Raw genomic sequence first — 25304 nt, forward strand, 5'->3', positions numbered from 1 at the left:
CAGTCTCTCTTTTAAAGATTCAAGAGCACTGATTTAGCTAATAGTAGATCTTGCCAAAGCAAGGCCTTATCTTTTGGTCTACTCAACAGATGTGGCAAATCGAAAGTGGCTAGTACCGGAATGTCTTCAAGGCCCTCGCCATTTAAAGACAATACAGTCTCGCGTAATTGAGGTAATGAATCACGCTCTCCGGTAATCTTCTGAGCTGCTGGTCCCCCAAAAGCAATCGCAACGGTCGGCAAATTGGGGTTAATCTTACTCAAAAGGTCCGACTTGTCTGATGGATTTACCCATAGCCATTCATGAGGGGCTAATTCCAAGAGGCGCGTAATATTCTGAAAAAGTAATTGCGCATCACCTTGAACTTGATCACCAAAGAAGCACCATTGGTAACGAGCGGGAATATCTACTGCAGGTAAGTCAATTGGTTTTGATATCTGCTCAACAGGCGTTTCAGAGATCTCTAGATGACTAGATGAATCACGGCTATGCCATGCAGTGATTCCCATTTCTTTCAGAAAGCTAGCGTTTGTATTGCTCATATATCAAGCTTAATCGATTTTGCTAAAACCAGAGCATCTTCGCGAGATCCTGTAATGGCATCAGCTGGATAGTAAGCTTTGCGAAGACCAATTTGCTCGTAAGCTAATTTTTGATAAAGATTGACGGCAGCAAGATTTGAAGGCCTTACCTCCAGAATGATTCTGGGGATATTTTGTACTGCAGCTATACCCTCAATGGCGGCCATCATTCTGCTACCTAATCCTAGCTTACGCAGATTTGGTGATACGGTAATATTTAACAAATGCAACTCATCAACTGCAGGATATAAGATGCAATATGCCCAAAGTACATTGGTATCTAAAAAACTACCCTTAATCGCTTGATCTACTTGAGGACGAATGCAATAAGCCCAATGCCCAACTTTGAGTGAATCACGAAAATTTCCACTGGTCCATGGATGTAAATGTGAAACCAATTCAATTTTTAAAACAGCATCTAAATCCGCTATCTGCATTGGCATGAATGAGAGCTCAGCAACGCCATCGACTATAGAGTGGTCTTGGCTTGACATCACCGTGTTATCTCGGCTTTATAAAGTATTGAGCGCTCCTCAGTAGTGAGAGCTACCTTATTTCGTATATATAGTGGCTCTAGATCAGAGATCACAATTTGTTTGCCATCCAACAAGTCTTTTTTTCCACAATCTAATACTCCAAGAGCAGATATACCAATCTTTTTATCAAGAAATGGTGCAGATAGCTTTAATGAATTTGATGTAAAAAGCCGCTCACCATATTCATTAATAGCACTACCAGCAAGAAATTGAACACCGCTTAAATCTAATTTTTCAGGCTTTGTTAATTGAATATTACCAAGCCTGGAAGGTAATCCTAGAGCGGTCGTTTGGTATTTGACCCAGTAAATCTCATCCATACGAGCATCTACTGCAACAGAAAAAATACTGGCATGGCTTGATTTAAATTGAGGGGATAGAACAAGTTGTGAAGCAATCGCGTCTAAGCTAGCTATCGGTAGCACTGGTAATTGTGCGCTGATTGCCAGCCCTTGAGTTACGGCAAGGCCTAAACGGATGCCCGTAAATGCTCCGGGACCAACGCCAATGGCGATGGCATCTAAATCATGTAAAGATATATCTGCATCAATAAGTATCTCTTCAATCCATGGCAGCAATAATTGGCTAGCTCCAGCAGAAACTGGCTCATGCCGAAATAGCGGTTCATTGTCATCCAAACTCAAAGCCACCGAACACCAAGCAGATGAAGTATCGATAGCTAATATACGTGTCAATTCAAGCTCTTATATTTTAGAAGCAAGTGAGGATGATGAACTTAATCCCGCAATCACTTCTGGGGGTGCTTGCACTAACTCAATTAATACACCCTCACCACTAAAAGGAAATTCATCGTTAGCTTTGGGGTGTACGAAAGTGATATCAAAACCACCGGCTCCTCTACGAATACCGCCTGGAGCAAAACGTAAACCCTTAGCAGTCAGCCATTCAACTGCCTTTGGCAAATCATCAACCCATAAACCAATATGATTTAGAGGGGTCTGATGAACTGCAGGCTTTTTCTCAATATCAAGCGGTTGCATTAAATCCACTTCAATTTCATTAACGCCTGTTCCAATAGAGCAAATATCTTCATCAACATTTTCGCGCTCAGAGATAAAAGTACCTTTAAATTGGAAGCCCAAAAGATCAATCCATAATTTTTTGAGTCGTTCTTTATCCTCGCCACCAATAGCAATTTGCTGAATTCCCAAAATATTGAAGGGTTTAAGGTTTATATCTGACATACTATTCCCTGTTATTTGAAGCGAAGGATTAACTGATCGACCGCCAAGCTGTCGCCCTCGTTGGCACAAACTTCAGCGACCACTCCACCCTGACTGGCAGAAATTGTATTCTCCATTTTCATGGCTTCAATTGAGGCTAATTTCTGACCACCAGTAACAATATCGCCAACCTTGACAGCCATCTTAGTGAGAAGTCCTGGCATAGGAGAAACCACTAATTTAGATGTATCAGGCGGTAATTTTACTGGCATTCGACGTTGCAGCTCAGCACCTAATGGGCTTAAAACCATGCATTCATAATGTGCACCATCTAAAACTAGTAAAAATTTAACCCCACGACGCTCAACTTGGGCAGTTACTTTTTGAGTGCCATTAATCGTTGCGTACAAACAAATTTGTCCTGGTCGCCAATCGCTGATGATGTCATAACGGCTAATACCATCAGGCTCTTCAATATAGATTGAGTAGATACTGTCTTTGAGCTCTACCCGAATAGGAACTTCGTACGGATCTTTCATGGATCCAACTTGAGCACCAGTAACTACTACAAATTTCTTGGCAATCACCATTTCATGGCCTGCTAACTGCCCATCGATCATCTTGATATGCTCAAGATAGCGATAGCGCATAAAAGCAGCCAAGGCAGCCATCCGCTTTGGATCTGCAGGTTGTACCGAGTCCTTCTTAAAGCCCTCGGGATATTCCTCTGCAATAAAGCCCGTTGTAAAGTCACCAGAAACAAACCGAGGATGCTGCAATAAAGCGGCCTGAAATGGGATATTGGAGTGAATTCCACGAATCACAAAATCGTTCAATGCTGCACGCATTTTATCAATTGCTTCATTACGATCCTTGCCATGCACAATCAATTTAGCAATCATCGAGTCGTAATACATTGGGATTTCACCACCCTCATAAACGCCGGTATCTACGCGTACTCCATTGATCGATTCTGGAGGGCGGTATTTGACTAGGCGTCCGGTTGATGGCAAGAAATTACGAAATGGATCATCTGCATTAATACGACACTCCATAGACCAGCCATCGAGCTTAATGTCTTCCTGTTTAAATTCCAGCTTCTCACCTGCAGCGACCCGAAACATTTGCTCTACTAAATCAAGGCCAGTGATGCTCTCAGTCACTGGATGCTCTACCTGCAAGCGCGTATTCATTTCAAGAAAATAAAAAGACTTATCTTTGCCCACAACAAATTCAACAGTGCCCGCTGACTGATAGTTCACCGCCTTTGCCAAGGCTACAGCTTGTTCACCCATGGCTTTGCGAGTAGCAGGATCGATAAAAGGTGAAGGGGCTTCTTCGATGACCTTTTGGTGACGGCGCTGTAAAGAGCAATCGCGCTCATTCAAATAAACCACATTGCCATATGAATCACCCAATACCTGAATTTCAATGTGGCGCGGACCTTCAACAAACTTCTCAATGAAAATACGATCATCACCAAAACTATTCATCGCCTCTGTCTTGCAAGCAGCAAAACCTTCTGCGGTCTCTTGATCGTTAGAGGCTACACGCAGTCCTTTACCACCCCCTCCAGCTGAAGCCTTGATCATGACGGGGTAACCAATGCCTTGGGCAATCTTGACAGCTTCTTCGGTAGTAGCAATAGCTTCATTATGACCAGGAATCGTGTTTACCTTAACCTTTAAAGCAAGCTTTTTAGAGGCGATCTTGTCGCCCATTGCTGCAATAGATTGATATTTAGGCCCAATAAAGACGATGCCCTCATCTTCGCAGCGTTTAGCAAACTGTTCATTTTCAGATAAGAAACCGTAACCTGGATGGACTGCTTCAGAACCTGTATCTTTACAGGCTTGAATAATACGATCCATCACTAAGTAGGATTCACGAGAAGGCGCTGGTCCAATGAAAACAGCTTCATCTGCAAGCTGCACATGGCGTGCTTCTTTATCAGCCTCTGAGTAAATCGCAACCGTTTTAATTCCCATCTTTTTGGCTGTTTTCATTACGCGGCATGCAATTTCGCCGCGGTTAGCAATCAATATTTTCTTAAACATTTTCGTGGCCATAATATTTTGGCGCCTTTACAGAGGGATATTGCCGTGTTTACGCGCTGGATTTTTTAAATCCTTATCTTTAAGCATTGCTAAAGAGCGTGCAATGCGCTTGCGAGTCTCATGCGGCAGGATGACGTCATCGATATAGCCTCTTCGACCAGCAACAAAAGGATTAGCAAATTTAGTTTTATATTCCTGCTCACGTGCTGCAATCTTTTCTGGATTCGATTTTTCTTCTCTGAAGATGATTTCTACAGCGCCTTTAGGTCCCATTACTGCAATCTCAGCAGATGGCCAAGCAAAGTTCACATCACCACGTAAATGTTTAGAAGCCATCACATCATAGGCACCACCGTAGGCTTTTCGAGTAATCAATGTGACCTTAGGCACAGTGCAATCAGCATACGCATAGAGTAATTTGGCACCATGTTTAATGATCCCACCGTATTCTTGGGCGGTACCTGGCATAAATCCAGGCACATCTACCAAGGTCACCACAGGAATATTAAAAGCATCACAAAAACGAACGAAGCGTGCTGCTTTGATGGATGCTTTAATGTCTAAGCAGCCTGCTAGTACCAGCGGTTGATTAGCAACGACGCCTATTGAACGACCTTCCATACGAGCAAAACCAATCACAATATTTTTAGCGTAATCGGGCTGTAGCTCGAAAAATTCGCCATCATCCACAATTTTTGTAATCAACTCCTTCATATCGTAAGGCTGATTTGGATTGGAAGGCACCAATGTATCTAAGGAAAAATCAGGCTCCTCGGTACGGTTTGCACCTTTAATTAATGGTGGCTTTTCACGGTTTGAGAGTGGCAAATAGTTAAAAAAGCGACGCAGCATCATGATGGCATCGACGTCATTATCAAATGCCTGATCACAGACTCCGGATATCGTGGAGTGGGTAACTGCCCCACCCAGCTCTTCTGCAGAGACATCTTCGTGGGTTACCGTCTTGACCACTTCAGGGCCTGTAACAAACATATAGGAACTGTCTTTCACCATAAAGATAAAGTCTGTCAATGCAGGTGAATACACTGCACCACCAGCACATGGGCCCATAATTAAAGATATCTGCGGAATAACGCCAGAGGCAGTAACGTTGCGCTGGAAAATTTCGGCATACCCACCGAGAGATGCAACACCCTCTTGAATGCGTGCACCACCAGAATCATTTAATCCAATCACTGGCGCGCCTACTTTTAGGGCCTGATCCATGATCTTGCAGATCTTTTCTGCATGAGCTTCAGACAAAGAGCCTCCCAGGACTGTAAAGTCTTGTGAGAATACAAATACCAAGCGGCCATTAATCATGCCATAACCAGTAACAACACCATCGCCTGGAACAGTTTGCTCACCCATGCCGAAATCATGGCAACGATGCTCTACGAACATATCCCATTCTTCAAAAGTACCGGCATCTAACAGAAGCTCAATTCGTTCACGGGCGGTTAATTTACCCTTAGCGTGTTGTGACTGGATTCTTTTTTGACCACCACCTAGACGAGCAAGCTCACGCTTGGCCTCTAGCTGTTGAATGATTTCCTTCATATTGATTCCTTAGAAAAATTCATGGCCCATGGATTCCAAGAGCCTTCTTGCTGCTACAGACGCTGTCATTCTTCCCTGATTGACTTGAGCGGTTAAAGTAGGTAGTAACTCTTGCACCGCCACATTGTTTCGAAATGCGTTTTTTAGGCCCGCCTCAATGCGATCCCACATCCAGGCACCAGCTTGCTGTTGACGACGCACATCAAATTTGCCATTTGTTTTTTGCAAATGTTGAAAATGCAAAATCTTTTCCCACAACTCTGGAACGCCTTTACCTTCGAGTGCGCTCATTGTCATCACGGTAGGATGCCAAAACTCTTGATCGTGTGATGCATGATCAGGATTGCCCTGAAAACCTAGCAAGCGAAGAGAACTAGTGATAAATGCCTGGGCTCTCATGGCGGCATTGGGATCAAGATCAACTTTATTGATAACAATCAAATCGGCAATTTCCATTACACCTTTTTTAATTGCCTGTAAATCATCGCCCGCATTTGGAAGTTGGAGCAATACAAACATATCGGTCATACCTGAAACGGCAATTTCACTTTGACCGACCCCAACGGTTTCTACAATGACAACATCAAATCCTGCTGCTTCAGCAACTAACATCGCTTCGCGAGTTTTTTCAGCAACGCCGCCCAGAGTGAGTGATGATGGGCTAGGACGAATAAAAGCGTTCTCTAGGACAGATAAACGCTCCATGCGAGTCTTATCGCCCAAAATAGATCCACCTGATAGGCTAGATGTAGGATCAATCGCCAATACTGCGACTCGATGGCCTTTATCTATCAAATAGAGACCTAGTGTTTCAATCAGGGTGGACTTACCCACACCCGGCACACCTGAAATCCCAATACGAAAAGATTTACCTGTTTTAGGGAGCAACGCATTGAGCACTTCATCTGCACGCTTACGGTGATCTAAGCGTGTGGACTCGAGTAAGGTGATGATCTTAGCAAGAGCCCGTCGCTGTGATAGCGAAGGTACACCTACTAAGTCATGAATCAGGGCTTGATCAGCCGCATTTAGCATGGTCTTTAGATGCCTTATTGAGGCTTAGCAGATTTACGAATTAGCTCAAGTACATCTTTTGCCGAAGCAGGAATTGGGGTCCCAGGACCATAAATCCCTTTTACTCCTGCCTCATATAGAAAGTCATAATCTTGTCGGGGAATAACGCCGCCAACAAACACAATAATGTCGTCAGAACCTTGTTTTTTGAGTTCAGCAATAATGGCGGGAACTAATGTCTTATGACCTGCCGCTAAAGTAGAAATACCTAAAGCATGTACGTCATTTTCAATGGCTTGACGAGCGCACTCTTCAGGAGTCTGAAATAAAGGCCCGATATCAACGTCAAAGCCTAAGTCAGCAAATGCAGTAGCTACTACTTTTGCCCCGCGATCATGACCATCTTGACCCAATTTAGCAATCATCACTCGCGGCCGACGACCAAAGTCTTTGGCAAAATCAGCGATTTCAACTTTCAACTTTTCCCAGCCTTCAGCTGAATCATAAGCGGCTGCATACACACCGGTCACCTTTTGAGTATCAGCGCGATGGCGCCCGTAAACTTTTTCCAAAGCATCAGAGACTTCACCAACTGTAGCCCTTAAACGAATTGCATTAACCGCCAATTCCAAGAGATTTCCAGTGTCCTCTTCTGCCGCTTTTGTTAAGGCCTCTAAAGCCGCTTGAACCTTCTTCGAGTCACGTTTTGCTCTAATTTCTCTAAGGCGTGCGACCTGATTTTCACGGACTTTGTCGTTATCAATCATTAATACGTCAAGCAGATCTTCTTTTGCGAGCTTGTATTTATTAACGCCCACAATGACATCTGAACCAGAATCAATCTTTGCCTGCTTTTCAGCGGCTGCAGCTTCAATCTTTAACTTTGCCCAACCACTTTCTACAGCCTTTGTCATGCCGCCCATTACATCGACTTCTTGAATGATTTCCCAAGCTTTATCAGCCATCTCTTGAGTCAGATTTTCCATCATATAAGAGCCAGCCCATGGGTCAATTACGCTAGTGATGTGAGTCTCTTCTTGCAAAATGAGTTGGGTGTTACGTGCAATGCGACTGGATATCTCAGAAGGCAAAGCAATTGCTTCATCAAAAGAATTGGTATGTAAGGATTGGGTTCCGCCAAATACTGCTGCCATCGCCTCAACTGTGGTTCTCACTACGTTGTTATAGGGGTCTTGTTCAGTGAGCGACCAACCTGAGGTTTGGCAATGTGTACGCAACATCAAAGACTTAGAATTTTTCGGCTCAAATGACTTCATAATGCGCCACCACAAGAGTCGTGCGGCACGTAGCTTGGCTACTTCCAAGTAAAAGTTCATACCAATCGCAAAGAAGAATGAAAGTCTTCCAGCAAAACCGTCTATGTCAAGACCCTTTGCTAATGCTGTTTTGACATACTCTTTGCCATCAGCCAAAGTAAAGGCAAGTTCTAATACTTGATTCGCGCCCGCCTCTTGCATGTGATAACCCGATATTGAAATCGAATTAAATTTAGGCATGTATTTGGCGGTGTACTCAATGATGTCACCGATGATGCGCATCGAAGGCTCAGGCGGATAGATATAAGTATTTCTGACCATGAACTCTTTCAGAATATCGTTCTGAATAGTTCCTGAGAGCAACTCCTGCTTAACCCCCTGTTCCTCACCGGCTACAATGTACCCCGCTAATACCGGTAAGACTGCGCCATTCATCGTCATCGATACTGAAACTTTATCTAGCGGAATACCATCAAACAGAATCTTCATGTCTTCAATGGAATCTATTGCTACACCAGCCTTACCAACATCACCCGTTACGCGCGGATGATCGGAATCGTAGCCACGATGGGTTGCTAAATCAAAAGCAACAGAGACACCTTGCCCACCTGCATCTAATGCTTTGCGATAAAACGCATTGGATTCTTCAGCAGTAGAAAATCCTGCATATTGGCGAATTGTCCATGGGCGAACCGAATACATCGTCGCCTGGGGACCGCGAATAAAGGGTTCAAAACCTGGAAGTGAATTTTTATATTTCAAGTCCTCAGTGTCGGCAGCGGTATACAGTGCTTTTAGGAGAATTCCATCGGGGGTGTTCCAACCCAATTGATCGACATTTCCATTGGGCGCTGATTTCTCGGCAGATTCTTTCCAGCTTTCTAAATTACTTTCTGGAACGGATGGCCATTCACTATTTGTAGTATTTCTTGGATCTGTAGTCACAAACCACTCCCATTAGGTTTTGTTGCATTGCATCTAATTTTTTCTATTTTGCTTGACATTATCTGATTTGTCTACATAATGTATTCATAATTATGGATACAAAATTGAATAACAGGCCCCTATATGAAGACGTAGCGGATAAGTTGCGTGAGCAGATTTTTAGCAAAAAATTGCATCCTGGTAGCTGGTTGGACGAACAAAGTCTTGCAGATCAGTTTGGAATTAGTCGCACTCCTATGCGTGAAGCTATTAAAGTTTTGGCCTCTGAAGGGCTTGTAACTATTAAAATGAGACGTGGCGCCTATGTAACCGAGGTGTTTAGAAGTGATTTAGAGCAAATTTTCACAATTCTGTCTCTTCTTGAAGGTCAAGCAGCTAAGGAAGCTGCTACCAAGGCAACTGAAGCGCAATTAAACCTACTTGATCACCTTCATCACAGACTAGAAACAGCTGCAGCAGATCGTGATATTGAGCAATTCTTTGAAATTAACGTGAAATTTCATGAATTAATACAAGAAATTGCCGGAAATCGCTGGATGAGTGGTGTCGTAGGAGACCTCAGGAAGGTGCTAAAACTTCATCGCCGCGACTCTCTGACGAGTACAGGAAGACTCCAGAATTCTCTGCTTGAGCATCGAGAAATATTAAGAGCTCTTCTAAAGCGTGATGAAGCGGCTGCTGAAAGTGCTATGCAAAAGCATCTTGCAAATGGGCTTGAGGCTGTACGTTAAATAAGAAATCTCATAAAAAACAATAGCTTGAAGAATTAGTCTAAGCTATTGTCTTAAATAAATAAGATTTACTTTTTAATCACAAAGTTCCCTGGCAAGGATGCAATATACGCTGAGATATCTTGTAAATCTGCATCCGTATACGCCTGAACTTGAGAGCCCATTACTGCGTTATTACGACCATACTGGGCATTACTATTGCCTACCTTGTATGCCTTTAGGGAGTAATACAAATAATCAACGTATTGGCCTGCAAGCTTAGGATAAGCAGGCAGAATCGGTGCATTTAAGCCAGCGCCATGACATGCAGCGCAATTAGCCTTCTCTACAATCACCCGGCCTTTATCAATATTGCCTGCATAAGCAGGATTCAATAACCCGAAACTAGCCATTATTACTGTGCTAACTAGTACAAATTTCATAACATACCTCTATTACTTCAATTTATTGATAGGTGAGCTAGCAGTTTGCGCAGCATAGTATTCACCAAGATTAGCCATATCCTGCTCAGAAAGACTGCCAGCAATAGCTCGCATTGTTGGATGCTTTCTCTCGCCTTTCTTATAGGCGGCTAATGAACTAGCGATGTAGGCAGCACTCTGGCCACCCAACATGGGCACTTTATAGACCAAGGGATAGTCAGCACGATAATCAGGAATGGAATGGCAGCCAACACAAAGCCACACTTTGGCATTGGCAGCAGCAGCATTACCTTTGACCTCATCAGCCTGAGCCAACCCAGCTAAAGCCATGCCAGCACTAAGAAGCAAAAAAGGAAGAATGGGGAGTTTTTTCATGGAAATTATTATTGATAGGTTTGATTTTAATCAATTTGAAAATATTATAGCGGACAGCAGCCAGCCTAAGCTTTTTGCCAATTGGTCATTTCCAAAATAAGTAAAAATTTGGTAAAAATATCCAAATATTCTAGGCTTTACCTATACTTAAGTGCTTAAACAAGGACTTATTGACTGCCCTATGAATCAAACCAATACTCAAAATCCCCATCAAGCTCAAAACCGTTTTGATGGCAGCCAAAGCTATGTAGCAACTGATGATTTAAAGCTCGCTGTCAATGCAGCCATTGCTCTTGGGCGGCCTCTTTTGATCAAGGGTGAGCCAGGAACAGGCAAGACAATGCTTGCAGAAGAAGTGGCTGGTGCATTAAAGATGCCCTTATTGCAATGGCATATTAAATCGACAACCAAAGCCCAACAAGGTTTATATGAGTACGATGCCGTAAGCCGCTTGCGCGACTCACAATTAGGCGATGAAAAAGTAAACGATATTCGTAATTACATTGTGAAGGGTATTTTGTGGCAAGCGTTTGAGGCAGAAGAACAGACCGTATTACTGATTGATGAAATTGACAAAGCTGATATTGAGTTTCCAAATGATCTTTTACGCGAAATCGACCGGATGGAATTTTATGTCTACGAAACAAGAGAGTTGATTAAGGCAAAAAAACGTCCACTAGTCATCATTACGTCCAATAATGAAAAGGAATTACCAGATGCCTTTTTGCGTCGCTGTTTTTTCCATTACATCAGTTTTCCAGATGCTCAAACAATGCAAAGCATTGTTGATGTTCATCACCCCAATATCAAACAAGAATTACTCGAAGCAGCCTTAAAGGCTTTTTACCAAATCCGCTCGTTACCAGGGTTGAAAAAGAAACCCTCTACTTCGGAATTGATTGATTGGTTAAAGCTTCTTCTTGCCGAGGATATCCCCCCGCAAGCCCTTTATAGCGATGATGAAAAAATAGTTGTGCCACCCCTTCATGGCGCCTTAATCAAGAATGAGCAAGATATTCAGCTATTTGAACGCTTAGTCATGATGAATCGTAACCATCGTTAATTTGTTGAAAGAGCCTTAATCGATGCTGATTCAATTCTTTCTTCATTTGAAAGAAGCAAAGATTCCTGTTTCAGTAAGGGAATTTTTAACATTATTAGAAGCTCTCAAAGCATCCGTCATTCATCCTTCGATTGATGAGTTTTATCAATTATCCCGCATGACCTTGGTGAAAGATGAGCAATACTTTGATCGCTTCGATCAAGTTTTTGGGAGTTACTTCCAGGGCGTTGAACAAATCATCGCACTCTCACCAGAGATACCTTTGGAATGGCTAGAGAAAAAATTACAGCGGATACTGACTGATGAAGAAAAGAAGGCGCTTCAAAAATTAGGCGGTCCAGAAGCACTTCAAAAACGCCTAGAAGAACTTCTGAAGGAGCAAAAGGAATGGCACGGAGGTGGCAAGAAATGGGTTGGCGCTGGTGGCTCATCTCCATTTGGTCATAGCGGATACCATCCAGAGGGCATTCGGATTGGAGGTGAAAGTGCCGGCAATCGTAGCGCTATTAAGGTTTGGGAAGCAAGGGAATTTAAAGACTATGACAGCAATCTAGCTATCGGCACTCGCAATATCAAAGTAGCTCTACGTCGCTTACGTCGCTTTGCTCGCGAAGGCTCAAACTTAGAGTTAGATTTAGATAAAACCATCCATTCAACTGCTGCAAATGCAGGAATGCTAGACATTCAGATGCGCCCTGAGCGACATAATCAAGTCAAAGTTCTATTGCTGATGGATGTGGGCGGATCAATGGACGACCATATTCAACGAATTGCAGAGCTGTTTACCGCAGCTAAAGCCGAATTTAAACATTTAGAACACTACTACTTTCACAACTGCGTATACGAGAATTTATGGCAAAGTAATCGACGTCGTAGAGATCAGGTGACGCCAACTCAAGAAATTATGAATCTATACGGTCCTGACTACAAGCTGATTTTTGTGGGGGATGCCACGATGTCTCCCTATGAAATATTGAGCCCTAACGGATCAGTGGAGTTTAATAACAAGGAGTCTGGCGCCGCTTGGATCAATCGGCTATTAGGCCATTTTCCTCACTTTGCTTGGTTAAATCCAGAGCCAGAATCTGTGTGGCAATATAGGCAATCGATCGACATCGTGAAAAATTTAATGAAAGATCGTATGTATCCAGTCACCTTAAATGGTTTGGAAAGTGCTATGAAGCAACTTTCTAAGTAAGATCATTACAAGCCTCCCAGTTCATTTTTAATCTTTTATTTGAAAGCCAGCATGAGCAAGATTCTCGAACGTATTAAAACTTTAGGTATTGATTTACCTCCTCCTGGATCAGCAGCAGCCTATGTGATGGCCGTGACTACAGGCAATACTGTCTTTTTATCTGGTCATATTGCCAAACGAGATGGTAAGCCTTGGGTTGGAAAGCTCGGGCAGGACATGGATACGAATACCGGGAAGGCAGCAGCTCGAGCTATTGCAATTGATCTGATCGCTACATTACAAGATCACTTAGGTTCATTGGACAAAATCAAGCGCATTGTCAAAGTAATGGGTCTAGTGAACTCAACTGCACAATACACAGAACAACATTTAGTGATGAATGGCTGTTCTGAATTGCTACTCGAGATTTTTGGGGATGCTGGAAAACATGCCCGCAGTGCCTTTGGTGTTGCTCAAATACCTTTAGGTGCTTGCGTTGAGATTGAGCTCATCGCAGAAATTTGAATCCATTTTAAAAAGTTATTTAGTGAGTCCTAAAGCTTGGATGTCTAATTCGGTATCAGCATCCAAGATATAGGCTTGCTTGTCAGTATTCATGGTCAAGACTAGTTCAGGGTATTGATCCATATAAGGTCGGCACGCCATTTTTGGTATTGCTAGGATGAAGTCAATAACCTTCCTTGAAAACACAACTGGGTTGCCTCGTTGGCCATTGACCATCGGTAATACGATTTCGTGATGGGTATCACGACGCGTAAATAGCTCTAACAATGCTTCGATTTCCAAAGCGCCTATATCAGGTTGATCACATAAGGCGACGATAAGGGCATCGTAATTTGATTTAAGGGCTTCAAGCCCATATCGAACTGAAGCTGCTTGACCAGCTTCAGGATGAGGATTGCGAATCATCCTTACGGGCAATTGGCTTGTATCTATTGATGCTAGCTCACTATCAATCTCCTGAGCATGAAAACCAGTCACGATCACTATCTCAATGGGAGAAAGTGCCTGCATTGATAAACAAAAAGAATGTAGCAATGTTTGCCCATCTTTTTTTAATAAGGCCTTTGGAAAGCCCCCTAAGCGACTCCCCTCACCTGCAGCGAGCAATAAAATTGCCAGCTGTGTTTTGGTCTTATTGGTAGATTTACCGATAGTCGTCATTAGAGAGATAATAAATAGGAAATTCGATTCCATCACAAAGATCCTAGCAAGCATGAATAGTACTGATTTAAGCGTTCTCAAAGCTGCCGTTCGTTGGCTTAAAGAAGGTCATCATGTGGCAATTGCCACAGTAGTTCAAACCTGGGGATCTGCTCCACGTCCTGTTGGCTCTTGGCTTGCCGTTAGGCAAGATGGACAAGTCGCAGGCTCTGTCTCCGGGGGCTGCGTCGAAGATGACCTGATCCGCCGTGTCCAAACTGAAATTTTGACCAGAAATACACCGGAACTAGTGGTCTATGGTGTAAGCCAACAAGAAGCCGCGCGTTTTGGCCTACCTTGCGGGGGCACTCTTCGCTTACTAGTAGAGCCAAAACCTGAACTAGCCATTTTAGAGAAATTGCTCGAGTTGATCTCAGCACATCTAATCACATTGCGATCGGTAGATCTAAGTTCTGGTAAGTCGACATTGACTGCCGGAACCCGTCATGATGAATTTACTTGTACCGAGCAAGAAATGCGGACGAGCTATGGGCCTCGTTGGCGAATGGTCATCATCGGTGCAGGGCAGCTTTCTCTTTATACGGCCGACTTTGCACTCGCCTCTGACTTTGAAGTTATCGTAATTGATCCTCGTGAGGAATATGCAGAAGGAATAGATCGTTCAGATATCACCTTCTTTACAGGTATGCCAGATGATGTTCTGTTAGAGATTGGAGTTGATGCCCATACCGCGGTAGTTGCGCTGACACATGACCCCAAGTTAGATGACATGGCTCTCATGGAAGCATTAAAGTCACCCGCCTTTTACGTCGGTGCCTTAGGCAGTCGTAATAACACCCAAAAACGTAAAGAGCGACTACTAGAATTTGATTTAAGCCAAGATCAGATCAATCGTCTACATGGACCGGTTGGCATCTATATCGGCGCTCTCACTCCACCAGAAATTGCAGTTTCTATTTTAGCCGAAGTGATCGCCCTCAAATACGACGTGAGTATTCCAAAAAAACAGTAATGCTTAAAGCAAGCATTCAATCGCTTAGTTTGCTTTAAGCTTGCCATCTTTTAAACGGGGTTCAACAAAGTGCCCCTTGCGCGCACGATTACCAGCAAATGACTTCAAGGTCTTTGCATCTAAATTAAGCTCAGTAGTCTTATCGCCTCGGCCAGTTCCATAGTAGGCTGCCCCCTCTGGGCCAACTGCAATGGCAGAAGCCAAGGCCTCTTTATCATCTATACCCATTAAGATCACGCCTTTGCCTCCGGTTGGCAAACGCTTTAGCTCATTTAATGGGAATACCAGTAATTTAGAGGCTGCAGACAAACATGCAACCTGCTTCATGCCAATTTGAACTTTGGCGGCGCCTAAGGGAATATCTCCCTCAGATTTACTATCAATGCTGATAAAAGACTTACCAGCCCTATTACGTGTGCTCATATCAGCAACATTAGCCAAGAAGCCATAGCCTGCTCTTGTAGAAATGAGAACAAGATCATCAGCCTGGCCTGCGTAATAGGCAACCATTTGCGATCCTGGTGCTAAGTTCACGAAACTGGTTAAGGGTGAACCGTCGCCGCGTGCACCGGGTAATTCGCTTACAGCTACGGTGTAGACGCGACCATCACTACCAAACCCTTGAATCACATCTACTGTGCGAACCTCAAAGGTGGCGTAGAGGGCATCACCGGCTTTAAAGCTAAATTGAGTCATATCATGCTCATGGCCTTGGCGAACTCGAACCCAGCCCTTTTGAGAAACGATCACCGTTACTGGCTCATCAATTACTTTCGTCTCAGCAACTGCACGCTTATCTTCCTGAATGAGGGTGCGACGATCATCACCAAAATCCTTCATATCGGCTTCAATTTCTTTGATGATGCGTTTACGTAAAACCGTATCGCTTTGCAATAAGCCTTCTAGATCATTACGCTCAGACTTCAGTTCTTTGAGCTCTTGCTCAATCTTAATTCCTTCTAAACGCGCTAACTGCCGTAAGCGAATATCTAAAATATCTTCAGCCTGACGATCGGTCAGTTTAAATTCTTTCATCAGATCCGCTTTAGGCTCATCGCTATTACGAATGATCTTAATCACCTTATCAATATTGAGAAGGACGGTTAAGCGGCCCTCCAAAATATGCATCCGATCTTTTACTTTACCCAAGCGATATTGAGTACGTCGCGTTACTGTGCCAACTCTAAATTCAACCCATTCTGAAAGAATATCTTTGAGATTCTTTTGACGGGGACGCCCATCATTACCAATCATGACCAAATTCATTGGTGCATTGCACTCTAATGAGGTGTGGGCTAACAGCAGGTTCACAAATTCATTAACATCAATATTCTTACTTTTGGGTTCAAGTACCAAACGCACTGCAGCACCCTTACTAGATTCATCGCGCACTCCATCTAGGACATTCAAGATGGTAGATTTAAGATTATTCTGGTCGGGTGTCAGCGTCTTCTTTCCAACCTTCACCTTGGGATTGGTAATTTCTTCAATCTCTTGTAAAACCCGTTGAGATGAAGTTGCTGGCGGTAATTCATTGACTACGATTTGCCATTGCCCACGAGCCATCTCCTCCACTGACCAACGAGCACGAACTTTGACACTGCCTCGTCCCGTTTCATAAATTTGCGCAATTTCAGCTACAGAAGAAATAATTTGCGCACCGCCTGGATAATCAGGTCCTGGCATGATTTCTAAAAGTTGTGCCTCAGTCATTTTGGGCGACTTCATTAAGGCAATAGCGGCTGCCGCTACCTCCCGCAGATTATGCGAAGGTATCTCGGTAGCCATACCAACCGCAATACCAGATGCACCATTGAGCAAAACAAAAGGTAGGCGCGCCGGTAATAACTTAGGCTCTTGAAATGATCCATCATAATTTGGCGCAAAATCGACAGTACCTTGATCAATTTCATTCATTAGCAAGCTGGCAATCTTAGTAAGACGTGCCTCGGTGTAGCGCATTGCAGCTGCACCATCTCCATCTCGAGAACCAAAGTTACCTTGACCATCAATCAGGGGGTAACGTAATGAAAAACTCTGAGCCAGTCGCACTAAAGCATCATAGGCAGATTGGTCTCCATGTGGGTGAAACTTACCAAGTACATCACCAACAACTCGGGCGCTCTTAACGGGTTTGGCTTCCGCCCGTAAACCCATTTCACTCATCGAGAATAAAATTCGACGCTGCACCGGCTTCTGACCATCAGCAACATCAGGCAAAGCGCGACCCTTGACGACGCTAATGGCGTAATCCAAATAAGCACGCTCAGCATAGACAGCTAATGTCAGGCTATCTTTACTATCTTCATTTAATTCAATGGTGTTGGGATCGTGTGGATCACGTGGAGTATTAGATCCACCACTAGCAGCGACTTTTTTCGCTTGATCTTTTGACGCTACAGTAATCTCCACGTCCACTGCATCAGAGAACAAATCTGCTTGAGGATTGCCAATTCTTTTTTTAGGGGTTTTTTTCGTTGCCATTAAATATCTGCCTCTACTTCGTTACCGCGCTCTTCAAGCCAATCGCGACGCGCTCCAGATTCCGATTTACCCATCAGCATATCAATTGTCTTAAATGTCTCATCTTCGGTCCATGAACCTAAAGTCACTGGCAGTAGACGACGAGTATCGGGATTAAGAGTGGTATCCCATAATTGTTCGGCGCTCATTTCTCCTAAACCCTTAAAGCGTGAGATTTGCCAACCTGATTCTTTAACACCATCTTTACGCAACTTATCTTCAATCGCTTGCAGCTCATTAGCATCTAGGGCATAGATCTTTTGGGCAGGTTTTTTCCCACGCGCGGGTGCATCTACCCTAAAGAGAGGCGGACGAGAAATATGAATATGACCTAATTCAATCAACCTAGGAAAATGCTTATAAAAAAGAGTTAGTAGTAAGACTTGAATATGTGAACCATCAACGTCCGCATCCGACAAAATGCAAACTTTTCCATAACGTAAATTGGATAAATCGGGGTTGTCATTGGCACCATGCGGATCAACGCCAATTGCTACAGCAATATCATGTACTTCATTATTCGCAAATAGACGGTCGCGCTCCGCTTCCCAAGTATTTAATACTTTGCCGCGCAAAGGCAAAATAGCCTGATATTCCTTATTACGCCCCATCTTGGCAGAACCGCCCGCAGAATCTCCCTCTACTAAGAAGATCTCGTTTAATGCGATGTCTTGGCTTTCGCAATCAGTTAACTTGCCAGGCAGCACAGCTACACCAGATGACTTTTTCTTTTCAACTTTTTGTCCTGCACGAGTGCGTGCCTGCGCTTGCTTAATCACTAAATCGGCTAGCTTACGACCATAATCAACGTGTTGATTGAGCCAGAGCTCTAAAGCAGATTTAACGTAAGCGGAAACTAAACGCACCGCATCGCGAGAATTCAAACGCTCCTTAATCTGTCCTTGAAACTGTGGGTCAAGTACTTTGGCAGACAAAATAAATGAAGCGCGGGCAAAGACATCTTCAGGCATTAACTTAACGCCCTTAGGTTGTAAGGCATGCATTTCAATAAAGCCTTTGACAGCATTAAACAAACCTTCACGTAATCCACTCTCATGAGTGCCACCTGCAGGAGTCGGTATCAGGTTGACATAGCTCTCTCGAACTGGAGGGCCATCCTCCGTCCATGAAATCACCCAGGCAGCACCCTCACCCTCGGCAAAAGAATCTTCATCACCCACACCAGTGGCATATTGCTCACCTTCGAACGGTGGGATCACTTCAGGACCATGCCCCGCTTGCGCTATCGCTTCATTTAAATATCCGCGCAAGCCTTGTGCGTACTGCCATGTTTGCGTATCACCCGATTTTTCTTGGATAAGAGTGACTTTGACACCTGGCAATAACACTGCCTTAGAACGCAACAATCGAATGAGCTCTGGCATTGGGATGGTTGCACTATCGAAATACTTTCCATCTGGCCAGGCTCGTACACTCGTGCCGTGAGATTTATCACCCTTTAATGAGGCTTTCGTTTTGAGCTTTTCGATGACTTTACCGTCTGCAAAAGTCAAAGTTGAAACTTGGTCATCACGCCAAACAATGACCTCTAAACGTTTGGAAAGTGCATTGGTTACGGATACGCCAACACCGTGCAAACCTCCAGAGAAAGCATAAGCGCCTCCACTGCCTTTTTCAAACTTACCTCCCGCATGTAGCTGAGTAAATACAATTTCCACTACGGGTAACTTCTCCGAGGGATGCATTCCAACTGGAATACCTCTACCATCGTCTTCGACACTGACACTGCCATCAGTGTGCATCGTTACGCTAATGTGCTTGCCATATCCACCTAGAGCCTCATCAGAGGCGTTATCGAGCACCTCTTGAATGACATGCAGGGGGTTATCAGTGCGGGTGTACATTCCAGGCCGTTGACGGACTGGTTCCAGACCTTTAAGGACTTGAATCGATGATTCGCTATATTCGGAAGTTTTACGGGTAGCCATGCGCGCAAATTGTAGTCATGTCTGTAGCTTAACCTGAACTTTTCCTCAATTGCCCCAACATCCATGCCAAAATTAGACTATGGGAATTTTCTATCAACAATGGGTTTTAAATCTTTGCCATGCCTTGATGGGTAAGGGTTCAAAGCTATATTTAGCTCTTTATACTTACATAAGAGCTAATCTGCCTATTTTATTTGCAGCAAACTCTATAAGTCCCTGATTACATTCAATATGACCAATTCTCTGACAAAACCCTCTCTCTCGATCAGGCAGGTCCTCATTTTTGGCGGACTGATGGTGACCTTATCCATGGGAATTCGTCATGGCTTTGGATTATTTAACTTACCCATCACCCTAGAAAACGGCTGGGGACGAGAAACATTTGCCCTGACCATGGCATTGCAAAACTTAATTTGGGGAATATTTCAGCCAATTACAGGCGCATTAGCTGATCGTTTTGGCGCCCTCAAAATTATGGTGGCTGGAGGCATCTTGTATGCCCTAGGCTTAGCGGGAATGGCCCTTTCGACTGATGCGCTGAGTTTCACAATGGCAGGGGGGCTGCTCATTGGTCTTGCCCAAACAGCTACCACCTACAGCATCGTTTACGGCATCCTTGGTCGCAATGTGCCTGCTGATAAAAGGGTTTGGGCTATGGGTATTGCGGCGGCCGCTGGATCATTTGGGCAATTCCTCATGATTCCAGTTGAGCAAGGCTTCCTCAGCATATTTGGTGCTCAAGATGCCCTACTTTTATTGGCACTCATGGCCAGCCTCATGATTCCCGCCGCCTTTATGTTACGTGAGAAAAATTTTAGTCACCAACATCAATTAGGCGATCAAACCATCAAAGAGGCTCTTAAGGAGGCGATGAAGAATCCGAGCTTTCGTTTGCTCACGCTGGGATATTTTGTCTGTGGTTTTCAGGTGGTCTTTATTGCGGTTCATTTGGCACCATATTTAAAGGATATGTCGAGCATTTTTCCTGCCGTGGGTGCTCCAGCAGTAGCAACGACAGCCTTAGCTTTGATTGGATTATTTAATATTTTTGGAACTTATAGTGCAGGTGTATTGGGACAGCGCTTTCCAAAGCGATATTTACTATCCGCTATCTATCTAGGTCGCTCTATTGCGGTTATTGGCTTTTTAGTGATTCCTCTCTCGCCTCTCACAACCTACATCTTCGCAGCGATCATGGGTTATTTATGGTTGTCAACGATTCCATTAACCAATGGCATCGTGGCGCAAATTTTTGGAGTGAAATATCTCAGCATGCTGTCAGGTTTGGTATTTTTTTCTCATCAACTAGGTAGTTTCTGTGGGGCCTTCTTTGGCGGATATCTATTTGATCGCACTGGCTCTTATCTCATCGTATGGGAAATTGCTATAGCGCTAGGTATTTTTGCTTTCTTAGTAAACCTACCTGTTAAAGAGCGTGCCCTAGCTCGTGTTGCCAATGCTTAAAAGAAGTCTTTGGCAATGGCTGATCTATCTGCTGATGGGGGGTGTATTATTCTTCATTTTTACAGCCTACTTTGCACCTGACATGATGATTGCCATCACCAATCAAGTTTGGGCTTTGTGTGGATGGTAGGATCCTGTGATCTGATTTATCCTCACTAGCATACTTTTAGTGTTTCTTCACCTCGCCGTAGCACAATGGATAGTGCACATGCCTCCTAAGCGTGGGATACAGGTTCGATTCCTGTCGGCGGGACCAAAATTTGTATGAACTTATCCACAGGTATTGTGGATAAATCGGTAAAAGTTTACGTAAGTCGCAGATTTATATAGACCTAGCTAGAATGCTCAATTGTTAAGCAATAATGACAAAGCACTAGGAAACGATTTACATTCTATTAAAGATATAAAAATATAATTCATTTCACTTAAAAATGTGATAAACAGATTTAATAACGGAGACATTGATGCAAGAAACCCACTCTCACCCTATTAGAAAAATTGCAAAGATCGGTTCAGCGCTCATCAGTAGCGTTTTCTTTCTAGCATTCTCATCACCATCTTACTCACAGAGTAACTATCCGAATAAACCGATTCGATTAGTGGTTCCCTTCCCTGCAGGTGGTGCAACCGATAACATCGCAAGACCACTGCAAAATGAATTGCTCACTACTAATAAATGGAATGTTGTAATTGATAACAAGCCCGGTGCAGGCGGTAATATTGGCGCTGAAATTGTTGCGAAGTCCGCACCTGATGGTTACACCTGGTTGATGGCTTCAGTGGGTACCCATGGAATTAATCTACCCCTCTATACGCAAGGCGGCGGAAAGTTACCTTTTGATCCAATTAAAGAATTCACGCCCATTACTTTGGTCGCAGAATTACCAAACGTATTAGTACTCAATCCTGACTTTGCTGCGAAGAACAGTATTAACTCTGTTAATGACCTCATTGCCTATGCCCGAAAGAACCCTGGCAAGGTCAATATGGCCTCTAGCGGCAATGGCACCTCGATTCACATGGCTGGAGAGTTGTTCAAGTCCATGACAAAAACCTATATGGTGCATTTGCCTTATAAAGGTAGTCCACCTGCAGTCATTGACTTGATGGCGGGCAATGTAGATATTATGTTTGATAATCTGCCTTCATCAATTAACTTTATCCGCGCAGGCCGCCTTAAAGCATTAGCAGTCACTAGTGCAAAACGCTCACCTGCTTTCCCAGATCTTCCCACCATTGCTGAAGCTGCAAACCTTCCTGGATATGAAGCAACCTCTTGGTTTGGTGTTGTTGGTCCTGCCAATATGCCTGCAGATATCTTAAGTAAGGACAGCGCAGAATTAATGGCAGCCATTAATAGTCCCTCAGTAAAGGAGAAGTATCTATTGATGGGTGCACAACCTGTAGGCAACACACCAGCCCAGTTTGCCAATTTTATTAAGGCAGAAATTACCAAGTGGACTAAGGTTGTAAAAGAATCTGGCGCCAGGGTTGACTAAGTCTCATTGCTAAAGCATTCGAACTGAAAATATTAAAGAGGAGCTTTGCTCCTCTTTGTCATTTAGCCAGCTTAGATAAGAGTTTTGTAGGCGTGATCACCTCGGGATCTAAAACCAATTCAATGAGAGCGCCACGTTTGCTTTTCAAAGCATTAGTGAAGGCAGATTCAAATTCTTCAGTTTGAGTAACGCGATACCCAGGGATACCAAAGCTATCTGCAAACTTGATAAAGTCTGGATTTGTTAAGCCAGTACCCATGATGCGCTGTGTAAATTCTCTCTCTTGGTGCATTCGGATGGTTCCGAGCATACCGTTATTCACCACCAAAATGATTGGATACGATTCGTATCTTGCAGCAGTTGCCAGCTCCTGGCAATTCATCATAAAGTCACCGTCACCACAAACTGCTATGACGACGCGCTTTGGATCAGCAATCTTTGCAGCAATGGCAGCTGGCAAACCATAACCCATCGAACCATTAGCTGGGGCTAACTGACTTCGAATTGGACCATAAGGATAAAAGCGATGCACCCAAGTAGCAAAGTTACCTGCCCCGTTAGTAACAATGGCATCTCGCGGAATTAAATTAGGTAGTGAGGCCATGATTTGCGCTAGCTGCAAATTTCCAGGTACCGTTACTGGGGCAGACCATTCTAAATATTCTGTATGAGATGTTTGCATCCGTTGGGCAGAATATTCCTTGGTCATTTTAATTTCAGCAAGGGCGATGCAGAAATTTTCAGGACTGCAATTGATGGCAAATTCTGGGCGATAAACACGGCCTAATTCATCTGGACTTGATAGTACATGTATGAGAGTGTTATTTACTTTAGGCGGCGTCAGCACAGTGTAACCAGCGGTAGTCATCTCTCCAAGGCGTTCGCCGATCACCAGTAAAACATCAGCCTCTACAATTCGTTTAACTAATGCAGGATTAGCTCCAATACCAAGATCACCAGCATAACAAGGATCACGATTATCAATCAGATCTTGGGAGCGAAAACTAGTGGCTATGGGAACACCTTCGCGATTTGCCCAAGCTCTTAAATTATCACAAGCTACCTTATTCCAATTACCACCACCAGCCAATACCATTGGATTTTTAGCGTTTGCAAATTGCTTCATTGCATCTGCAAAGATCACTCTATCTAGTCCAGGTTGAACGATATGCGCTGCAGCAGTTGGCTTTTCTTCACCAGTAAGATACAAAACATCTTCAGGCAACGCAAGGACAACTGGCCCTTTGCGACCTGATTGAGCGATATGAAAAGCATGAGAAACAAATTCATCAATCCGGTTCACTCGATCAATGCTGCCGACCCACTTAGCACATTCAGAGTACATACGACGGTAATCGATCTCTTGAAAGGCTTCACGCTCAACCATGTCTGTACCTACCTGTCCCACTAAAAGCACCATGGGTGTGGAATCTTGATAGGCAGTATGAATACCAATCATGGCATTTGAAGCGCCAGGACCACGAGTCACCATTACTACGCCAGGTTTGCCTGTAAGCTTCGCATAGGCTTCACCCATATAGGCTGCACCACCTTCTTGGCGACAAGTTATAAAACGAAACTGAGGATGATCAACCAAGCCATCAAGCAGGGGCAAAAAACTCTCTCCCGGAACGCCAAATGCGAAATCAACTTCTTGTCTAACCAATGCATTGGCCAATATTTGTCCGCCATGCAAATTTTTTTTGGCTGTCACCATCGTTTTCTCTTACACTTTCTTTATGAATACACTTTCCACCAGCACCTTAGCCGCATTGGAAGAGCTGCTACAAAATACAGCGCGCTCTGCTCCGCCAGATTTTCTTCCGATTATGCTGATCGGCGGCAGTGCTGGCACACAGACTATTGGACATCTTAATCCTGAATTTATCGCTTTCCTTCAAGAATCCTTAGAAAAAGATCCAATCCCATTTATTTCTATTGGCAATGATCAAATCAGCATTTCGCTGACTCGACCTCAAGAATTATCGAAAAGCCTATATCAACTCGCTCAAACGATGCGTTTGGCAGGCTTTATTCCTGGATGGCGTCATGAAGATTTTGCCTGGTTGGATCAGAATGGCCATCAATATTTTCGCCTTGAGCGCGCCGCCTTTCGTACCTTCGGCTTCCAAAGTATGGCCACCCATATTAATGGCTACACAAAATCCAATTCGATTTGGTTAGGTCGACGTAGTGAATCGAAGTCTACTGATCCCGGCAAATTGGATAACATCGCTGCGGGCGGCATTACTGCTGATGAAACCCCGTGGGTCAGCGCTCGTCGAGAGTTATGGGAAGAGGCCGGCGTACCCGAGCAAATTGCTGCGAATATTGAGCCGATTGGCAGAATACACATGCGTCGACCTATTGTAGGACGTGGCTTTCATGATGAGTTGCTCTATGTCTATGATTTAGAGCTAACTGATCAATTTGTGCCAACTAACCATGATGGTGAAGTGAGCGGATTTATTGAGACTTCTCTGCCTGAAGCGGCTGCCAGGATCCTAGCTGATGAATTTACTGGTGATGCCGCCTTTGTAACCGCTGACTTTATATTGCGACGCACCAAATAATTATTGTTTCCATACTATTTTTCCTGTTTCATGGTTAAATCTAAATTAAGGATGAAACAGGGGTGCCCTGATTATTGATTTAGATAATCAGGCGCTGAGAAAGACCCTAAAACCCGATCCAGATAATGCTGGCGTGGGAAGTTACATCAGACCGACACACCCGGTTTCGTCCATCTA

General features: G+C 43.9%; 22 protein-coding genes, 1 tRNA gene and 1 riboswitch. Of the genes, 9 read left to right on the plus strand and 14 right to left on the minus strand.

The genetic code is table 11. The features are described from left to right. Nucleotides 1-11: 11 nt before the first annotated feature. From ABWP14_RS06475 to scpA, 8 genes are read right to left on the minus strand one after another with little or no spacing between them, the layout of a single operon-like run. Nucleotides 12-542 (minus strand): uracil-DNA glycosylase family protein, encoded by a 531-nt coding sequence (locus ABWP14_RS06475; RefSeq protein ID WP_353202149.1) that lies wholly within the window; start codon nucleotides 540-542, stop codon nucleotides 12-14. Further along, nucleotides 539-1075 carry a GNAT family N-acetyltransferase gene (locus ABWP14_RS06480; RefSeq protein ID WP_353202183.1) on the minus strand — a complete coding sequence of 179 codons (537 nt, stop codon included), beginning with the start codon at nucleotides 1073-1075 and terminating at the stop codon, nucleotides 539-541. Before ABWP14_RS06480 ends, ABWP14_RS06475 begins: the two co-directional genes overlap by 4 nt. After that, nucleotides 1075-1812 carry a tRNA (adenosine(37)-N6)-threonylcarbamoyltransferase complex dimerization subunit type 1 TsaB gene (gene tsaB / locus ABWP14_RS06485; RefSeq protein ID WP_353202150.1) on the minus strand — a complete coding sequence of 246 codons (738 nt, stop codon included), beginning with the start codon at nucleotides 1810-1812 and terminating at the stop codon, nucleotides 1075-1077. The genes ABWP14_RS06480 and tsaB overlap by 1 nt, the downstream gene beginning before the upstream one ends. Nucleotides 1813-1821: 9 nt before the next feature. Beyond that, nucleotides 1822-2322 (minus strand): VOC family protein, encoded by a 501-nt coding sequence (locus tag ABWP14_RS06490; RefSeq protein ID WP_353202151.1) that lies wholly within the window; start codon nucleotides 2320-2322, stop codon nucleotides 1822-1824. An 11-nt stretch (nucleotides 2323-2333) separates the two neighbouring features. Then, complete coding sequence (gene accC, locus ABWP14_RS06495; RefSeq protein WP_353202152.1) at nucleotides 2334-4370, minus strand: acetyl-CoA carboxylase biotin carboxylase subunit; 2037 nt, start codon at nucleotides 4368-4370, stop codon at nucleotides 2334-2336. A 15-nt stretch (nucleotides 4371-4385) separates the two neighbouring features. Next, nucleotides 4386-5918 (minus strand): acyl-CoA carboxylase subunit beta, encoded by a 1533-nt coding sequence (locus ABWP14_RS06500; protein ID WP_353202153.1) that lies wholly within the window; start codon nucleotides 5916-5918, stop codon nucleotides 4386-4388. A gap of 9 nt (nucleotides 5919-5927) precedes the next feature. After that, a complete protein-coding gene (gene meaB, locus ABWP14_RS06505) occupies nucleotides 5928-6953 on the minus strand; it encodes a methylmalonyl Co-A mutase-associated GTPase MeaB (protein WP_353202154.1) in 1026 nt (341 codons plus the stop codon). Between the two features lie 14 nt (nucleotides 6954-6967). Continuing rightward, nucleotides 6968-9154, minus strand: coding sequence for a methylmalonyl-CoA mutase (gene scpA / locus ABWP14_RS06510; RefSeq protein WP_353202155.1), 2187 nt, complete (start codon nucleotides 9152-9154; stop codon nucleotides 6968-6970). Nucleotides 9155-9246: 92 nt separating this feature from the next. Between scpA and ABWP14_RS06515 the strand changes: the two genes are divergently transcribed. Continuing rightward, the gene (locus ABWP14_RS06515) at nucleotides 9247-9885 is read left to right on the plus strand and encodes a GntR family transcriptional regulator (protein ID WP_353202156.1); all 639 of its coding nucleotides are present in this window, start codon (nucleotides 9247-9249) and stop codon (nucleotides 9883-9885) included. Nucleotides 9886-9953: 68 nt separating this feature from the next. On the opposite strand, the gene ABWP14_RS06520 is transcribed toward ABWP14_RS06515, so the two are convergent. Beyond that, complete coding sequence (locus ABWP14_RS06520; RefSeq protein ID WP_353202157.1) at nucleotides 9954-10307, minus strand: c-type cytochrome; 354 nt, start codon at nucleotides 10305-10307, stop codon at nucleotides 9954-9956. Between the two features lie 12 nt (nucleotides 10308-10319). Further along, the gene (locus ABWP14_RS06525; RefSeq protein ID WP_353202158.1) at nucleotides 10320-10682 is read right to left on the minus strand and encodes a c-type cytochrome; all 363 of its coding nucleotides are present in this window, start codon (nucleotides 10680-10682) and stop codon (nucleotides 10320-10322) included. Nucleotides 10683-10863: 181 nt separating this feature from the next. On the opposite strand from ABWP14_RS06525, the gene ABWP14_RS06530 reads away from it, so the two are divergent. Genes ABWP14_RS06530 through ABWP14_RS06540 form a run of 3 tightly spaced genes read left to right on the plus strand, consistent with a single transcriptional unit; the run spans nucleotide 10864 to nucleotide 13447 of the window. Then, complete coding sequence (locus tag ABWP14_RS06530; RefSeq protein ID WP_353202159.1) at nucleotides 10864-11745, plus strand: AAA family ATPase; 882 nt, start codon at nucleotides 10864-10866, stop codon at nucleotides 11743-11745. A gap of 22 nt (nucleotides 11746-11767) precedes the next feature. After that, entirely contained in the window at nucleotides 11768-12943 is a 1176-nt protein-coding gene (locus tag ABWP14_RS06535) for a vWA domain-containing protein (protein WP_353202160.1), read from the plus strand. Nucleotides 12944-12994: 51 nt separating this feature from the next. After that, the gene (locus ABWP14_RS06540; RefSeq protein ID WP_353202161.1) at nucleotides 12995-13447 is read left to right on the plus strand and encodes a RidA family protein; all 453 of its coding nucleotides are present in this window, start codon (nucleotides 12995-12997) and stop codon (nucleotides 13445-13447) included. A gap of 15 nt (nucleotides 13448-13462) precedes the next feature. On the opposite strand, the gene ABWP14_RS06545 is transcribed toward ABWP14_RS06540, so the two are convergent. Beyond that, complete coding sequence (locus tag ABWP14_RS06545; protein WP_353202162.1) at nucleotides 13463-14140, minus strand: nucleotidyltransferase family protein; 678 nt, start codon at nucleotides 14138-14140, stop codon at nucleotides 13463-13465. 19 nt (nucleotides 14141-14159) lie between these two features. On the opposite strand from ABWP14_RS06545, the gene ABWP14_RS06550 reads away from it, so the two are divergent. Beyond that, nucleotides 14160-15119: an XdhC family protein gene (locus ABWP14_RS06550; protein WP_353202163.1), complete on the plus strand. Its 960-nt coding sequence runs from the start codon at nucleotides 14160-14162 to the stop codon at nucleotides 15117-15119. A gap of 24 nt (nucleotides 15120-15143) precedes the next feature. Here ABWP14_RS06550 and parC read toward each other — a convergent pair whose 3' ends face one another. Further along, nucleotides 15144-17603 carry a DNA topoisomerase IV subunit A gene (parC, locus tag ABWP14_RS06555; protein WP_353202164.1) on the minus strand — a complete coding sequence of 820 codons (2460 nt, stop codon included), beginning with the start codon at nucleotides 17601-17603 and terminating at the stop codon, nucleotides 15144-15146. Next, complete coding sequence (locus tag ABWP14_RS06560; RefSeq protein ID WP_353202165.1) at nucleotides 17603-19591, minus strand: DNA topoisomerase IV subunit B; 1989 nt, start codon at nucleotides 19589-19591, stop codon at nucleotides 17603-17605. Before ABWP14_RS06560 ends, parC begins: the two co-directional genes overlap by 1 nt. Before the next feature lie 231 nt (nucleotides 19592-19822). Between ABWP14_RS06560 and ABWP14_RS06565 the strand changes: the two genes are divergently transcribed. The 3 genes from ABWP14_RS06565 to ABWP14_RS06575 all read left to right on the plus strand — a co-directional run bounded on the left by ABWP14_RS06565 (nucleotide 19823) and on the right by ABWP14_RS06575 (nucleotide 22554). Beyond that, nucleotides 19823-21055 carry an MFS transporter gene (locus ABWP14_RS06565; protein WP_353202166.1) on the plus strand — a complete coding sequence of 411 codons (1233 nt, stop codon included), beginning with the start codon at nucleotides 19823-19825 and terminating at the stop codon, nucleotides 21053-21055. Nucleotides 21056-21236: 181 nt separating this feature from the next. Next, nucleotides 21237-21311 (plus strand) — tRNA-Arg (locus ABWP14_RS06570). Between the two features lie 208 nt (nucleotides 21312-21519). Beyond that, complete coding sequence (locus ABWP14_RS06575) at nucleotides 21520-22554, plus strand: Bug family tripartite tricarboxylate transporter substrate binding protein (RefSeq protein ID WP_353202167.1); 1035 nt, start codon at nucleotides 21520-21522, stop codon at nucleotides 22552-22554. 58 nt (nucleotides 22555-22612) lie between these two features. Here ABWP14_RS06575 and ABWP14_RS06580 read toward each other — a convergent pair whose 3' ends face one another. Further along, entirely contained in the window at nucleotides 22613-24271 is a 1659-nt protein-coding gene (locus ABWP14_RS06580) for a thiamine pyrophosphate-binding protein (protein ID WP_353202168.1), read from the minus strand. Nucleotides 24272-24293: 22 nt separating this feature from the next. Here ABWP14_RS06580 and ABWP14_RS06585 point away from each other — a divergent pair, with 22 nt between their 5' ends. After that, nucleotides 24294-25127: an NUDIX hydrolase gene (locus tag ABWP14_RS06585; protein WP_353202169.1), complete on the plus strand. Its 834-nt coding sequence runs from the start codon at nucleotides 24294-24296 to the stop codon at nucleotides 25125-25127. A 48-nt stretch (nucleotides 25128-25175) separates the two neighbouring features. Beyond that, nucleotides 25176-25284, plus strand: a riboswitch (TPP riboswitch). Nucleotides 25285-25304: the final 20 nt, after the last annotated feature.

Source organism: Polynucleobacter sp., assembly GCF_040400325.1.
GTDB lineage: Bacteria > Pseudomonadota > Gammaproteobacteria > Burkholderiales > Burkholderiaceae > Polynucleobacter.

Coding starts and splice junctions, on each gene's coding strand:
- ABWP14_RS06515 (WP_353202156.1), top strand. CDS start 9,247: ATGGATACAAAATTGAATAACAGGCCCCTATATGAAGACGTAGCGGAT.
- ABWP14_RS06585 (WP_353202169.1), top strand. CDS start 24,294: ATGAATACACTTTCCACCAGCACCTTAGCCGCATTGGAAGAGCTGCTA.
- ABWP14_RS06540 (WP_353202161.1), top strand. CDS start 12,995: ATGAGCAAGATTCTCGAACGTATTAAAACTTTAGGTATTGATTTACCT.
- ABWP14_RS06535 (WP_353202160.1), top strand. CDS start 11,768: ATGCTGATTCAATTCTTTCTTCATTTGAAAGAAGCAAAGATTCCTGTT.
- ABWP14_RS06530 (WP_353202159.1), top strand. CDS start 10,864: ATGAATCAAACCAATACTCAAAATCCCCATCAAGCTCAAAACCGTTTT.
- ABWP14_RS06525 (WP_353202158.1), bottom strand. CDS start 10,682: ATGAAAAAACTCCCCATTCTTCCTTTTTTGCTTCTTAGTGCTGGCATG.
- ABWP14_RS06580 (WP_353202168.1), bottom strand. CDS start 24,271: ATGGTGACAGCCAAAAAAAATTTGCATGGCGGACAAATATTGGCCAAT.
- ABWP14_RS06565 (WP_353202166.1), top strand. CDS start 19,823: ATGACCAATTCTCTGACAAAACCCTCTCTCTCGATCAGGCAGGTCCTC.
- meaB (WP_353202154.1), bottom strand. CDS start 6,953: ATGCTAAATGCGGCTGATCAAGCCCTGATTCATGACTTAGTAGGTGTA.
- ABWP14_RS06490 (WP_353202151.1), bottom strand. CDS start 2,322: ATGTCAGATATAAACCTTAAACCCTTCAATATTTTGGGAATTCAGCAA.
- ABWP14_RS06545 (WP_353202162.1), bottom strand. CDS start 14,140: ATGGAATCGAATTTCCTATTTATTATCTCTCTAATGACGACTATCGGT.
- ABWP14_RS06575 (WP_353202167.1), top strand. CDS start 21,520: ATGCAAGAAACCCACTCTCACCCTATTAGAAAAATTGCAAAGATCGGT.
- ABWP14_RS06500 (WP_353202153.1), bottom strand. CDS start 5,918: ATGAAGGAAATCATTCAACAGCTAGAGGCCAAGCGTGAGCTTGCTCGT.
- ABWP14_RS06550 (WP_353202163.1), top strand. CDS start 14,160: ATGAATAGTACTGATTTAAGCGTTCTCAAAGCTGCCGTTCGTTGGCTT.
- ABWP14_RS06560 (WP_353202165.1), bottom strand. CDS start 19,591: ATGGCTACCCGTAAAACTTCCGAATATAGCGAATCATCGATTCAAGTC.
- accC (WP_353202152.1), bottom strand. CDS start 4,370: ATGGCCACGAAAATGTTTAAGAAAATATTGATTGCTAACCGCGGCGAA.
- parC (WP_353202164.1), bottom strand. CDS start 17,603: ATGGCAACGAAAAAAACCCCTAAAAAAAGAATTGGCAATCCTCAAGCA.
- ABWP14_RS06475 (WP_353202149.1), bottom strand. CDS start 542: ATGAGCAATACAAACGCTAGCTTTCTGAAAGAAATGGGAATCACTGCA.
- ABWP14_RS06520 (WP_353202157.1), bottom strand. CDS start 10,307: ATGAAATTTGTACTAGTTAGCACAGTAATAATGGCTAGTTTCGGGTTA.
- ABWP14_RS06480 (WP_353202183.1), bottom strand. CDS start 1,075: ATGTCAAGCCAAGACCACTCTATAGTCGATGGCGTTGCTGAGCTCTCA.